This window comes from Streptacidiphilus jiangxiensis, assembly GCF_900109465.1.
Lineage (GTDB): Bacteria > Actinomycetota > Actinomycetes > Streptomycetales > Streptomycetaceae > Streptacidiphilus > Streptacidiphilus jiangxiensis.
This window is the reverse complement of record NZ_FOAZ01000004.1, coordinates 174,505-188,005: the sequence shown is the minus strand read 5'-3', so window position 1 is coordinate 188,005 and position 13,501 is coordinate 174,505. Positions and strand designations below refer to the sequence as shown.

Below are 13,501 nucleotides of genomic sequence, written 5' to 3'. Positions count from 1 at the left end.
GGGCCGGAGAACTTGGAGGCACCGAGAGACCCCTGAGGGTGCCCCTGGCCGAAGGCCGGGGGAGGAAGGCATGGCGATCATGTGCAGAATCCACGGCCACTTCGACGCCGACCTCTCGCCGCACGACCTGCGCGCCGCCGGCGCGCTCCAGCGGCACGGCGGACCGGACGAGGCGCGGCTGGCCCACGGGCCCGGCTGGGCGCTGGGCAGCAACCGGCTCGCGATCACCGACCCTGCCGGCGGACACCAGCCCTACGAGGGGGACGGCGGGCGGCTCAAGGCCGTCTTCAACGGCGAGATCTACAACCACGCCGAGCTCCGGGCCCGGCTGGAGGGCCGCGGCCACCGCTTCGCGGACCACTGCGACGGGGCGGTCCTCCCCGCGCTCTACCAGGAGCTGGGCCAGGACTTCGCCGAGCACCTCGACGGCATGTTCGCCGTCGCCCTCGTCGACCTGCGCGCGGAGCCGACGCTCGTGCTCGCCACGGACGACGCCGGGATGAAGCCGATCTACTACCGCTGGGACGGCCGGCACCTGCGCTTCGCCTCCGAGCTGCCCGCACTGCTGGCGCTCGGACAGGAGCGGCCCGCGCTGTGGGAACCGGGGCTGGACAGCTACCTGGCGACCAAGACGCCGTTCGGCGAGCAGACCCTCGTCGACGGGGTGCGGGTGCTGCCGCCCGGCACCACCGCCGTCTGCTCGCGCTCACGCGGCCTGCGGCTGTACCGACGTCCTGCGCCGGAGCGCCCGGCCGTCACCGGAGGGGAGCCGGGCGAGCAGGTGCGGGAGGCGCTGACGGGCGAGGTCCGGCGACTGGCGATCGCCGACGCGCCGGTGTGCGCGATCACCAGCGGCGGCCTGGACTCCAGCCTGGTCACCGCGATGATGGCCGCCGACCCGGCGGCCGGGGCGCGGCGGGTCCACTCGTTCAACATCGCCTACCGGGGCGAATGGCCGCACGACGAACGGCACTTCGCCCGCGAGGTCGCACAGCGCGCGGGCACCGCGCACCACCAGGTGGAGCTGGACGCGGCACGCTTCCCCGAGCTGCTGCCGGCCGTGGCCTGGCACCTCGGCCAGCCCAACGCGGACCCGATCACGCTCAGCACCTACGGCCTGTTCGAGGCCGTGCACCGCGCCGGGTTCAAGGTGGCGCTGACCGGCGACGCCGCCGACGAGGTCTTCGCCGGGTACGGGCGGGTCCACGCCGCCGCCACCGCGCCCGGCGCGTGGCTGCCCGCCTACGTGGACGCACTCGCGGCGATCCCGGCCGAGGCCCGGCCGCGCCTCTACAGCGCCGACTACCGGGCGTTCGTCGCCGAGCGCGGCAGCGCCTCGGACGCGATCACCGAGGAGCTGCGGCAGCAGGCCGAGCACCGGCCGCGCCTCGACGTCCTCACCGACTTCGAGACGCAGGTCCGGCTGCCCGCCTACCACCTGCGGCGGGTCGACCACCTGAGCATGGCGCACGCCGTCGAGGTCCGGCTGCCGTTCTGCCAGCGGCCGGTGCGCGAGCTCGCCCGCGCGCTGCCGCAGGCGCAACGGCTCTCGCCGGACGGCGGGCGCGGCAAGGTCGCCCTCTACGCGGCCGCGCGCGGCCTGCTGCCGCGCAGCGTGCTGGACCGGCCCAAGCAGCCCTTCACCCTGCCGGTCACCGCGATGCTCGCGCCCGGAACCCCCCTGTGGGCCTTCACCCGTGAGGTGCTCTCCCCCGCCCGGTTGCGCACCGGCGGCCTGCTCGACCCGGCGGCCGTGGAGCGGCTGCTGCGGGCGCAGCAGACCCGTCCGGCGGACTGCCTGGCCCTGGCGACCTGGTCGCTGCTGATGTTCGAGCTGTGGCGTGAGGAGTTCGCGGTGCGCCGCGCCCCGGCGCGCCCGGCCGAGGACCGAGAACTGCTGGAGGTGGCGTCATGACCGCCACGACCCTGACCACCCCACTGGCCGCACCGCCCCTGGCCGCTCGTGCGGACACCCGCCTCGGCTTCGCCGCGCTCGCGCGGGCGATCGGCGCCCCCGGCCCGACCCTGGTGCTGGACGCCGACGCGCTCCCGGCCGACGGCGACGAGCTGGTCGACGCGCTCACCCGGATCCGCCGCCGGCTCCCGTCCCTGGCCAGCACGCGCGGCGCCGGCGAGGTGCTCAAGTGGGCGCTGATCGCGCCCTCCGCCCACCCGCTGTTCGACGTCGACTACCGCTTCGTCCAGGCGATGCCGGACGCCCCGGACCACTTCGACCTGAGCGGCACCTGCGGGCACTCGCTGCTCGCGGCCGTGACCGCCGCCGCGCAGGCCGGGCGGCTGCCCGCACTGCGGGCGGGCGACCGGATCCGGGCCCGGGTGCTCAACAACGGCGACCAGGTGGTGTGCCAGGTGGACCAGGCCTCCGCGCGGCACACCGTCTTCACCGCCCACTTCGTCGCCCCACCCGGCACCCGCCTGGGCACCCTGCTGCGTGACGGCGGCCGGGTGGTGCGGATGGCCAACCCGTACCTGTTCGTCGACGGGGCCCGGCTGGGCGTGCGGGACCGCGAAGCCCTGTTCCGTGGCGAGCAGCCGGAGCTGTACGCGACGCTGGAGCGGCTGCGCAGGCGGCAGGCCGCGCGCCTGGGCTGGCCCTTGAACGGCGCGTTCCCGAAGGTCGCTGCGGTGGTGCCGGTGGCACCGGGACACCTGGCGGTGCGCGCGCTGACGGTCGGCGGCTGGCATCCCGAGCTGGCGCTGACCGGGGCCGTCTGCCTGGCCGCCGCGTCGGCGCTGCACGGGACCGTCCCCAACCGCCTGCTGGCGGCGGCCGGTGGCGTGCAGACCGCTCCTGGACGGCTGGTCATCGACACCCCCGCCCGTCAGGTGGTCGCGTCCTACGCCGCCACCGGCGACGGGCCCGACGACGAGCTGCTCTACGTCAGTGTCGGCGGCAAGGAGACGGTGGCGCTGGGCACGGTCGCGGTGGGTGTCGGCGATGACTGAGCTCCACGGGCAACCGGTCCACGCGCCGGGGAACAGCGAGCAGCCGGCCCACGAGGGGCCGGGACAGGAGGGCCCGGGGCAGGAGCAGCCCTACGACCTGGTGGTCACGGGTGTGCGCCTGGTCAGCGGGGACGGGGTGGTGGCGGGTGGGCTGGCCGTGTCGAGCGGCCGGATCGCCTGCCTGCTCGGACCGCGCGAGCGTCCGCCCGCCCGGCGGACGCTCGACGGCGGCGGACGGCACCTGCTGCCGGGGCTGATCGACTCCCATGTGCACTTCCGCACACCCGGGTTGACGCACAAGGAGGACTGGGCGCACGCCGGCCGCGCCGCCGTCGCGGGCGGTGTGACCACCGTGATCGACATGCCCAACACCCTGCCGCCGCTGCACACCGCCGAGGAGGCCCACCGCAAAGCCGAACTGCTTGCCGGCACCACGCTGGTGGACCACCGCTTCCACCTCGGGGTCACGGGCGACGACCCGTCCCCGCTGCGCTCCGTGGGCCCGCGCGAGGCGACCAGCGTCAAGGTCTTCCTGGCCGGCCACCACACCGCTCCGGACGTCGTCCGCGATCCGGCGCAGCTGGAGAAGGTGTTCCGCACCGCCGCCGAGGCGGGTCTGCGCCTGCTGCTGCACGCCGAGGACGACGCCGTGTTCGGGTTGCTCGACTCCTGGCGCGGCGCCCCGGCCGGCTACGGCGGCTACGAGCGACACCGGCCGCGCAGCGGCGGGATCGTGGCGGTGGCCCGGGTGGTGGAGCTGGTGCGCCGTCACGGCACGGCGGTCCACGTGCTGCACGTCTCCAGCGCGGAGGAGGCGGACCTGCTGACCGCCGCCGCCCATACGGGACTCCCGGTCACCTTCGAGGTGACGCCCCACCATCTCTCGTTCACCGCCACCGAGACCTCGCGGACGGGAGCACGCGCGCGGCTGAGCCCCGCGCTGCGCGACCGCTCGGACCGGGAACGCCTCTGGCAGGCCGTCGTGGGCGGCGAGGTGGCGACGCTGGGCAGCGACCACGCCCCGCACACCCGTGCGGAGAAGCTGCGCCCGCCGGCCGAGGCCCCGCCCGGGCTGCCGGGCGTGCAGGAGATGCTGACCGCCGTCCACACCGGGCTGCGCCGCCGCGCCCCCGAGGATTCCCCCGACGCCCAGCTCTCCTGCCTGGCGCGACTGTTGGCCGAGCGCCCGGCCGGGCTGTTCGGCCTGGACGAGCGCAAGGGCCGGCTGCGTCCGGGCCTGGACGCGGACTTCGTGCTCTTCGACGCGGACGAACGCTGGATGCTCGCACCGGGCGCGATCCAGTCCAAGTGCGGCTGGTCCGCCTACGAGGGCTGGACGATGACCGGCCGGGTGCTGCGGACCGTCCGCCGGGGCGAGACCGTCTACTCCCACGCCGACGGACAGGCGGAGTTCGGCTCCCCGGACGGCCGCTGGCTCGACGCGCGCCGTCCCGGCGACCTCGTGCCCCGATGAACGCACCCGACGGCCGTGCGGGGGTGCGGCCACGAACCCGTGCGCCCCGCGTGCTTCGGTTCCCCGTACCGACAAGTCGTGGCGTTCATGCCACCCGTCCCCGGGTTCGGGAGCCTGGAACGGCCGGGCGTCGGAGCCGTGTCACCGCGGCCACACACACCACCACAGTCACCGGTTCCGAGGAGGCGCCATGACCGTCACCGACCCATCCCCTGTCGACCCGTCCACCGTCGGCACAGCCACCACCGGCACAGCCACCGTCGACACGCCCGCCGGCACCACGGTCCTCGCCAAGTTCGTCGACCCGCTGCCGATCCCACCGCGGATGCGCGCCGACCGGACCGACCCGCGACCACGGTTCACCCTCCGCACCGAGGGCGTCAGCCTGCGGCTGCACTCGCAGCTGCCGCCCACCCCGCTGTGGACCTACGGTGGGCACTTCCCCGGCCCCGTGCTGGACCTGCACCGCGGCCAGCGCGTCCACATGACCTGGGAGAACGGCACCACGACGCCCTACCCGGTGGTGTCCGCCTTCCTCGCCGACGGGCCCGGCAACCCCTCGCTCGCGATGAACGACCCCGGCATCGGCCTCGCCCGGCCCGTCAAGGGTGTGGCCGCGCTGCCCGCCTGGCAGGTGACCCACCTGCACGGCGCGGTGACCGGCGGCGGCAACGACGGCTGGATGGAGAACGCCGTCCTGCACGGCGACGCCCAGCTGTCCGAGTACCCGGACGACCAGCCGGCGATGACGCTCTGGTACCACGACCACGCCATGAACATCACCCGTCTCAACGTCTTCGCCGGGCTGGTCGGGATGTACCTGCTGCGGGACGACGAGGAGGAGGCGCTCCACCTGCCGGGCGGCGACCGGGAGATCCCGCTGATCGTCTGTGACCGCAACCTGGAGACCGACGCCTCGGGCCGGTTCACCGGGCGGCTGCTCCACAAGACCACCGGCACGCTGCCGTTCTTCGGCCCGTACACCCTGGTCAACGGCGCGATCTGGCCCCACCTGGAGGTGCGGCCGCTCTGGTACCGGTTCCGGGTGCTGAACGCGTCCAACGCCCGCACCTACCGGCTGCACCTGCTGGACGAGGCCGGCGCGGTGGTCACCGGCGCCACGTGGCTGATCGGCACCGACAGCGGCCTGCTGGGCGCGCCGCTGCCGGTCACCGGCGACGGCCTGACCCTGGCCCCGGCCGAACGCGCCGACGTGCTGGTGGACTTCCGCGCACTGCGCGGCCGCACGCTGCGGCTGGTCAACTCGGCGCAGGCCCCCTTCCGCGGTGACCCGCTGCCGCCCGGGGTGAAACCCGGTGACCCGCTGCCCGCGAGCCGCCTGCCGGAGCCGGACGTGCTGCAGTTCCGCGTCGCGGACCTGCCGCCCGCCGACACCTTCGAGCTGCCGCAGACCCTCTCGGCGTCCTACTACCGGCTCACCCACGAGCTGCTCCCGGCGGACCACATGCACCGCGTCCTCGCCCTCGCCGCCGACGCGGACGGGACGCTCGGGCTGTGGGAGCTCGGCGAGGTCCCCGCGTCGCAGGCGCCGACCGGCGGCGTCGAGGACGGCATCATCCAGGTCACCGACGAGAACGGCGTGACCACCACCTACCGGCGGCTCGCCCGGCACTTCGACGACCAACTCAACTGGCGGGTCCGTCAGGACGGCTGGGAGGTCTGGAAGATCCTCAACCTGAGCGGCATCCTGCACCCGGTCCACATCCACCTGACCCGCTTCCAGCCGCTCTCCGTCGACGGCTACGACACGGCCGCGTTCGTCCAGTCCCAGGGCGGCACCGCGCCGGGCGCCCCCGTGGCCCACCTGGAGTCGCTGCCGATCGATCCGACGCTGACCGGCTGGAAGGACGTGATGCGGGTGCCACCGGGCACCATGGTCACCGTCGCCGGCCAGTTCCGCGGCGCCTCGGGCCGGTACATGTACCACTGCCACATCCTGGAGCACGAGGACGCCGGGATGATGCGGGAGTTCGCCGTGATGCCCGGTGCCGTCATGGACGTGGGCGGCATGGGCGGCATGTAGCCCGCACGCGACAGAGCGCCTCGCCGTCGGCGAGGCGCTCTGTCGCGTGCGGGATCAGTCGTCCCGGTCGCCCGGCGCGGGTGCGCAGGTCCAGCCGGGGTGCTTGCACTCCTCGGGCGGGCAGGGCGGGTGCTTGCACGTCGGCGGGCACGGTGGATGCTTGCACGCCGTCGCGCTCACGGCGTCGCTGCGACCGGCAGTGGGATGGACGGTCATGGGTGGCTCCTCGCTGTCTTGCCCCCTGTGGTCGGAGACGGGAAGCGCCTCCGACCTCGACTGTCCGCCGCCGGGGGTCCCGGGCGCATGGGACCAGCGTCCCGGACCGGTCCCGTTCGGGCATCCGGACGCCGGTCCGCCCGCACCCGGTCATCCGGCGTGCCGGATCGGGATCTCGGCGCGGACCACCACGCCCATGCCCTCCCCCGGGCCGCCGACGACCTGCAGCGAACCGCCCAGCTCCTCGGCCCGCTCCGCCATCGACCGCAGGCCCACCCCGCCGCCCGGCGCCGGGCTCGTGCCGCCACCGCGCTGCGGCACGTCCAGACCGGTCCCGTCGTCGCCGATCTCGAGCGCGGCCGATCCGTCCGCCACGCAGAGGCGCACCCACGCGCGGCTCGCGCCCGCGTGCCGGACGACGTTGTGCAGGGCCTCGGCCGCGATCCGGTAGAGCGCCACCTCGACCGCGGCCGGCAGGCCGGGCAGCGGGTCCGGAGTGAGCTCGACGCCGATCCGCAGCCGCCCGGCCAGCCCGGCGGCCAGCTGACACAGTCCAGGACCGAGGCCGTCGCGGTCGAGCGCCACCGGCGTCAGCCCGGCGGTGATCCGGCGCAGCTCGGTGATCGCGTCACCGATGCCCTCCGAGACGCCGCCGAGCCGCCCGCTCGCCGGGTCGTCCCCGGCCAGGCCCGCGCGCGCCGTGTCGACCTGGAGGCGCAGCCCGGACAGGGCCGGCGCCAGGCCGTCGTGCAGGTCACGGCGCAGACGGCGCCGAGCCTCCTCCCGGGCCACCACGATCCGCTCGCGGCTCTCCTGGAGCTCCTGGTAGAGGCCGAGCGAGGCGATCGCGGGCGCGGACTGGTCGGCGAGCAGCCGCAGCACGTCGTGGTCCTGCTGGTCCAGCTCCGGCTCACCCACGCGGGCGGCGACCTCCAGCGCGCCGACCTGCTCGCCCTCGAAGACGAGGGCGAAGCGGTGCCAGGCACGCCCCGGCGCCTCCCCCAGCACGGCCGTCGGCCGGTTCCCCTCGCTGGTGCGCACCAGCACCCGCGCGGCGGGAAAGCGCAGCGTGCTGACCACGCTCTCGCACAGCAGCCGCGGCGCCTCCCCCGGCGCCACGGTCCGGCTCAGCCGCCCGGCCAACTCGCCCACCACGTGGTAGGGCCGGGCCCGGTCCCCGTAGTAGGACCGGTCGACGACGCGCACCGCCCACCCGCCGGTCGCCCGCAGCAGCAGGCCGATCACCAGCGAGCCCACCGCCAGCACCAGCGCGCCCGGTGTCCGCGTGCCGGGCAGCACGTCGGAGAGCCCGACCGCCAGCGCGAAGTAGCCGACCACCAGCAGGGCGAGGATGACCAGGACGGCCAGCACCCGGCGGGTGGCCCGGTCCAGGTGCGCGGAACGGTCCCGGGCGAAGAAGAGGACCAGGCCGAGCGGCAACAGCGCCAGCGGGCCGTAGAAGAGCACCAGCTGCGCGGCGGTCGGCAGCGGGAAGAAGTAGTCCACGTAACTCCCCACGGTCAGCAGCAGGAACGGGACCACCAGCACCAGCAGCGCGCCCGGCAGCCGCGACCGGCCGTGCGGAGCGTCCGTGCGGCGACCCCACCCGCGCCACCGCCACGACCGGACCGCCAGCACCAGGAAACCCAGCGCCGACAGGCTGACCGGCATGAACACCATCGGCGCCTGCAGCACCGGCCCCAGCGCGTTCTTGACGGTGACCCAGGGTTCGTCGGTGGCCAGCGGGTTGGGCATCCCGTACCAGGTGGCGCCGGTGCCGGTGTCGAGGTAGACCTCCCCGACCGTCCACACCGCGATCCCCGCGACCAGCAGCCGGCCCCAGCGCCGTCCCGGCAGCGTCCCGTCGGGGAGCCAGAACGGCAGGCCGTAGAGCAGGAAGATGGCCAGGCAGTCGCCGACGAAGCCGACCAGCACGACACCGGTCCGCACGCCGTGGGCACTCCCCAGCGCCGCACCCGCGATGCCGGCGGCCTGCCCGACCAGCTCGCCGGTTCCGGCCACCAGCAGCAGCCGACCGACCGCCCCTCCGGCGGGGTGGGCCAGGCTGAAGGTGCCCGCGAGGACGCAGGCCAGCATGAAGAGGATGTGCGAGCCCGAGGGCCCGAAGTCCAGCCCGGCCAGCCGTGAGCCGCCCAGGCCTGTCCAGGCCAGCGCCAGCCAGACGAAGCACGCGCCGAGCGCGACCCCGCAGGCGGCGTAGGCCGCTCCCATCCGTCGGCCCCCGGCCCGCACGGCGGGCGGCGATGTGCTCGGCATGCTCGGCGTACTCGGCTCGGCCATGGCGCTGCGGCCCCTCTCGCTCCCACCCCCGTCCGCCATGGCGGGTCTGACATCCTGCTGCGGGGCCCGTCCCGGGCGCATGGGGCGGCGGTCCCGTCCGCGTCACTGCGTGGGACCCGCCGGGCGGGACGGCTCGCCCAGGCCCGCGTCCCTCGCCCGCGCGGCGGCCTCGGCCCGGGAGGCGACGTCGAGCTTGTCGAAGATGTGCGAGATGTGGTTGCGGACCGTCTTCTCCGCCAGGAACAGGTCGCGGGCGATGCGCCGGTTGTCCAGGCCGCGCGCCACCAGGTCCAGCACCTCGACCTCCCGCGCGGTCAGCTCCGGGAAGAGCTGCTCCGCGTCACGGCGCGCGCCGCCGGTCAGCAGCGCGGAGATGCGCGCGGCCACGTCGCCGCTGAAGACCGCGCCGCCGTGCGCCACGGTCCGCACGGCGTGCAGCACCTCGTCGCGCCCGGCGCCCTTGACCAGGTAGCCGCGTGCCCCGGCCTGCAGCGCGCCGAGCAGGCTGCCGTCGTCGTCGGAGGTGGTCAGCATGAGCACCGGCAGGCCCGGATGCAGCTGCGCCAGCCGCTTGGTGGCCTCGATACCGGAGACGTCCGGCAGCGACAGGTCCATCACGACCACGTCGGGCTGCTGCGCGGCCACCGCGTCCAGCGCCGCCGCCGTCGTCTCGGCCTCGGCGACCACCCGCACGTCCGGCGTGCTCTCCAGGGCGGCACGCAGCCCCTCCCGGAACAGCGGGTGGTCGTCCACGACGACCACCCGCACACCCGCCGTACCGCTCCCGTCCAGGTCGCTGTCCACGCGGCCATGCTACTCACAGTCAGTACACGATCACACTCGGCTGTCCGGCTGGACCCTGACCCGGCGGCCGGGGCCCGGCCGCACCCGCCGCGCTACTCGCGCGGCCCTTGACGGACGTTCAGGCACAGCGCCCAGACGTCGGAGGAGGTGTTCGGCGAGGGCGACCCGCCGGCGTGGATGTCGGCGGTCCAGTCGGCGGCCGTGGTCCCGTCGGCGACGGGGGTGCCCGCAGCGTCGCTCGGGAAGCTGCCGATCAGGTGGGTGCCCCCCGACCCGGCCTTGGTGAAGTCGGTCGTCGTCACGTTCCCGCCGCTCGCTGCGGCGCCACCGCTGACCAGCACCCCGTCGTCGTCGGTGCAACCGGCCGTCACCGCCTGGCTGGTGCTGGCAGCCGTCGGCCCGGTCACCTCGTGGAAGCGGACGGTGGTGGCGAGATGGCGCACGTCGACGCCCTCACCGGTGCAGATGGCGTACGCGTAGGTGGTGTTGTCGTCGTCACGCCCGCCGCCGATGCCGCCGACCGCCGCCCAGGAGTCGGGGTCGGTCTCCCCGTCGGCAGCGGCCTTGGCACCAAAATCGTGCGCGGCGTCGGCGAACGTCGGGTAGCTCGCGATCGGCTTGAGGCTGCCGACGCTCGCCGGGGTCGACCGCGCCCCGCCGCCGAGCAGCTCCGTCCCGGCCGGGCAGGTGGCGACGACGAGCTGCGCCGTCTGCCCGACGCTGGGCCCGGGCGCCTTCGCCATGACCACCAGGGTGTGCCGGATACCGTTGCTGGTCAGGCACATCGCGTACGGGGTGGTGGCGAACGCCGGGCTGGAGTTGCTGCCGCTGCCGCCGAACGCGAGCCAGTGCGTGGCGTCCGTGCCGACGACGCCCGGGGTGCCGGTGTACTCGGTGACGCCGTCCGCGCTGGGAACGACGCCCATCACGTGGTTGCCGTTCCCGGCCCGGTTGTCGCCGGTGGACTGGTCGGCACCGCCGCCGGTCACCAGGCCCTGGGCGCAGTCGGCATGGGAGGAGACGCCGGTGAACGGCGTCCCGGGTCCGATCGTCGGTCCCGGGCTCGCGACGGTCACGCTCGCGGTGTGCGCGTCGGCGGCCCCGGGCAGGGCCAGGACCAGGACGGCGGCGGGGACCAGCGCCCTGCGCAGCAGTGCGGCGCGGGTGGTCCGGTCGTCGTTCTTCGTGTGCTGCATGGAGCCTGTGCCTCTCAGGGGGTGAACGTCGTTCTCAGACACCGTCGTTGGCGCACAGCGCCCAGACGTCGGTGTGGTTGCTCGTCGAGGCCATGCCGCCGGTGTGCGCGAACGCGGTCCACGAGGCCGCCGTGGTGGCCCCGTTGGCGACGGGGTTGCCACTGGAGTCGCTCGGGAAGCTGCCGTTGAGGTGGTCGCCTCCCGAACCCGGCCCGGTGAAGTCCGTGGTGCTGACGCCGCCGCTGCTGATGGCTGCACCACCGCTGACCAGCTTCCCGTCACCGCTGCCGCAGGTCGCGGTCGCGTTCTGGCCGGTGCTGCCGGTGTTCGGCCCGCTCACCTCACCGAACCGGACGGTCACGGTGACGCCGCTGACGTTGATCCCGCTGCCGCTGCAGATCGCGTACGCGTAGGTCTCGTTGGCGGCGTTGGTGCTGTTGTCCCACCCGACGGCCGTCCATGAGTCGGGGTTGGTCGCCCCGTCGGCGGCGGCGATCTTCCCGTGGTCGTGGGCGCTGTCGGCGAAGGTCGGGAAGCTGCCGATCACCTTGAAGTTGCCGGTGTTGCCCGGCGTCACCAGCGCACCGCCACCGAGCAGGACCGTGCCGGACGGGCAGGTCGCGGTCGCCAGGCCCACGGTCGCGGCAGTGGTGGGGGTGTTGGCCTTGTTCATCACGACCTGGGTGTGGCCGATCAGGGTGCTGGTGAGGCACATCGCGTACGGCGTGGTCGAGAAGGAGGAGTTGACCTGCCCACCACTGCCGCCCCTGGCGATCCAGTAGGCGACGTCGGTGCCGACGACACCCGTCGTGCCGGTGTACTCGCTCGTCCCGTCCGAGCTGGGCTCGCTGCTCAGCACGTGGTTGCCGTTCACGCCCGCGCCCGTGCCGATGGCCTGGTCGATCCCGCCGCCGGAGACGAGACCGCTGCCGCACTGGGCGTCGGTGGACACGGAGGAGTCGATCGCGGTCGGGCCCGCGGTGGCTCCCGGAGTCCGCACGGTGACCGCGACACTGTTCGCATACGCGGAACCCGGTGTCGCCAGGACCAGCAGAGCGCCGACGAGCAGCGCCTTTCGACTGGTGAAGCGGGTGAGGGAGCGGTGGGCCATGCATGCCTCCGTTGTTGGTCGGACCGGGCGGGCCCGATTCAAGCAAGGCGGGGTGCTTCAGGACGATTGGTGGCGAACCCAGTCGAAGCCGGAAGCTTCTGGGCGATCACACAGCAGACAGACAGGTGTCGCGCTGGCTTGACGCCACGTCAGTGGTCCGGCGAGGCTGCCGGAATGTCGATCATCCGACCCGAGGCCTTCACCACCACACGACTGGACGTGCTACCCCTGCGGGTCGAGCACGCCGAGGAGATGGCCACCGTCCTGGCCGACCCGGACCTGCACACCTTCATCGGCGGCGCCCCGCAGACCACGGCCGAGCTCCGGGCCCGTTACGCGCGACTGGTCGCCGGGTCCCCCGACCCGGCGACCAGTTGGTGCAACTGGGTGCTGCGGCTGCGCGACGCCGACCGGCTCACCGGAACCCTCCAGAATGTCGGGATCCTCGGTCGGACCCGCCCCGCGCACAGCCGCGATGCGCCGGCTGACCGAGGTGCGTCGGGCCACCCGGCCTGCACGGTCCAGCCGCAGCAGCGTGCCCTGGTCCCCGCCGAGGACATACCCGTCCCCGACAGCCACGACGCCGGGAGCCAGTCGCTGCCGGAGGTCGACCCGCCACCGCGGCGCCCCGTCCTCGGGATCGTAGGCGGCACAACCCGCCGTGTCCCACACCCACAGCAGTCCCCCGGCGACCCGCGCCCGGACCGGAGCGAGGTCCCGATCGTGTCGCAGCAGGGTGCGCAGGTCACCCGTGTCCGGGCGCAGTTCGACGACGGTGCGCCGCCCGCAGGGGGCGAGAATCCGGTCGGAGCCGGCGCGGGTGAAGATCTGCGCGTAGTCCTGGGACCGCAGCGGTTCGGGCAGGGTCCAGCAACGCAGCACCTGGCCGTCCCGGACGTCGAGAAGGCGCACCTCGTCGCCATCGGGTGCCGCGACCAGAACCCCCTGGCCGACGGCGAGGGGGTGGACGGTGGCCGGGCGCCCGAACGTGCTCCACCGCACCTGCCCGGTGTCCGCGTCGAGGGCCGTCAGGTCGGTGTAGCCGCGCCAGCCACCGACGAGCACGGTGTCGTCGACCGCGGTGAGGTAACCGGTGAAACGCGGCAGCGGGACGGTCCACAGGACCGCCCCGGTGCGCACGTCCCAGCAGGTGAGCGCATCGACGTTCTGCGCGATGCCGTAGCAGCGGTCCCCGTGGACCACGACGGAGCGCGGCCAGAGGCCGAAGGGCGCGTCCCAGCGGACCCGGCCGTCCTGCCGCTCAAGGCAGACCAGCCGGGTCCAGCGCTCGTGGACGACGACACAGTCGCCTCCGACGGCGAGCGTGCGCCCGGAACCCCGCTGATGCAGGTCCCGCTCCCACAGCACGTCCTCGGCCACGCTCCGGC

Annotated in this window: 8 protein-coding genes and 2 pseudogenes; 5 read left to right on the top strand and 5 right to left on the bottom strand. The window is 74.4% G+C overall.

Features of this window, described 5'->3' with window-relative positions:
• Positions 1-70 precede the first annotated feature (70 nt).
• From asnB to BMY61_RS09740, 4 genes are all read left to right on the top strand, one after another.
• Positions 71-1,915, top strand: a complete 1,845-nt coding sequence (gene asnB, locus BMY61_RS09755) for an asparagine synthase (glutamine-hydrolyzing) (protein ID WP_244904203.1) — start codon at positions 71-73, stop codon at positions 1,913-1,915.
• Complete coding sequence (locus BMY61_RS09750) at positions 1,912-2,967, top strand: PrpF domain-containing protein (RefSeq protein WP_052438240.1); 1,056 nt, start codon at positions 1,912-1,914, stop codon at positions 2,965-2,967. The genes asnB and BMY61_RS09750 overlap by 4 nt, the downstream gene beginning before the upstream one ends.
• Positions 2,960-4,441: a dihydroorotase gene (locus BMY61_RS09745; protein WP_082014673.1), complete on the top strand. Its 1,482-nt coding sequence runs from the start codon at positions 2,960-2,962 to the stop codon at positions 4,439-4,441. Before BMY61_RS09750 ends, BMY61_RS09745 begins: the two co-directional genes overlap by 8 nt.
• Positions 4,442-4,631: 190 nt before the next feature.
• The gene (locus BMY61_RS09740; RefSeq protein ID WP_042441797.1) at positions 4,632-6,485 is read left to right on the top strand and encodes a multicopper oxidase family protein; all 1,854 of its coding nucleotides are present in this window, start codon (positions 4,632-4,634) and stop codon (positions 6,483-6,485) included.
• A 366-nt stretch (positions 6,486-6,851) separates the two neighbouring features.
• Here BMY61_RS09740 and BMY61_RS09735 read toward each other — a convergent pair whose 3' ends face one another.
• From BMY61_RS09735 to BMY61_RS09720, 4 genes are all read right to left on the bottom strand, one after another.
• A complete protein-coding gene (locus BMY61_RS09735) occupies positions 6,852-9,002 on the bottom strand; it encodes a sensor histidine kinase (protein ID WP_236655805.1) in 2,151 nt (716 codons plus the stop codon).
• A gap of 102 nt (positions 9,003-9,104) precedes the next feature.
• A complete protein-coding gene (locus BMY61_RS09730; RefSeq protein ID WP_236655806.1) occupies positions 9,105-9,806 on the bottom strand; it encodes a response regulator transcription factor in 702 nt (233 codons plus the stop codon).
• A gap of 92 nt (positions 9,807-9,898) precedes the next feature.
• Positions 9,899-11,002: a hypothetical protein gene (locus BMY61_RS09725; RefSeq protein WP_042441798.1), complete on the bottom strand. Its 1,104-nt coding sequence runs from the start codon at positions 11,000-11,002 to the stop codon at positions 9,899-9,901.
• A gap of 34 nt (positions 11,003-11,036) precedes the next feature.
• The gene (locus BMY61_RS09720; protein WP_042441799.1) at positions 11,037-12,113 is read right to left on the bottom strand and encodes a hypothetical protein; all 1,077 of its coding nucleotides are present in this window, start codon (positions 12,111-12,113) and stop codon (positions 11,037-11,039) included.
• Positions 12,114-12,287: 174 nt separating this feature from the next.
• On the opposite strand from BMY61_RS09720, the pseudogene BMY61_RS47510 reads away from it, so the two are divergent.
• Positions 12,288-12,545 (top strand): annotated as a pseudogene (locus tag BMY61_RS47510) (GNAT family N-acetyltransferase); the annotation flags it as partial.
• A 48-nt stretch (positions 12,546-12,593) separates the two neighbouring features.
• Here BMY61_RS47510 and BMY61_RS47505 read toward each other — a convergent pair.
• Positions 12,594-13,481 (bottom strand): annotated as a pseudogene (locus BMY61_RS47505) (outer membrane protein assembly factor BamB family protein); the annotation flags it as partial.
• Positions 13,482-13,501: the final 20 nt, after the last annotated feature.

Bases quoted from the DNA above. Each gene is read 5' to 3' on its own strand.
- BMY61_RS09745 (WP_082014673.1), top strand. From the start codon at position 2,960: ATGACTGAGCTCCACGGGCAACCGGTCCACGCGCCGGGGAACAGCGAG.
- BMY61_RS09725 (WP_042441798.1), bottom strand. From the start codon at position 11,002: ATGCAGCACACGAAGAACGACGACCGGACCACCCGCGCCGCACTGCTG.
- BMY61_RS09750 (WP_052438240.1), top strand. From the start codon at position 1,912: ATGACCGCCACGACCCTGACCACCCCACTGGCCGCACCGCCCCTGGCC.
- BMY61_RS09735 (WP_236655805.1), bottom strand. From the start codon at position 9,002: ATGGCCGAGCCGAGTACGCCGAGCATGCCGAGCACATCGCCGCCCGCC.
- BMY61_RS09720 (WP_042441799.1), bottom strand. From the start codon at position 12,113: ATGGCCCACCGCTCCCTCACCCGCTTCACCAGTCGAAAGGCGCTGCTC.
- BMY61_RS09740 (WP_042441797.1), top strand. From the start codon at position 4,632: ATGACCGTCACCGACCCATCCCCTGTCGACCCGTCCACCGTCGGCACA.
- asnB (WP_244904203.1), top strand. From the start codon at position 71: ATGGCGATCATGTGCAGAATCCACGGCCACTTCGACGCCGACCTCTCG.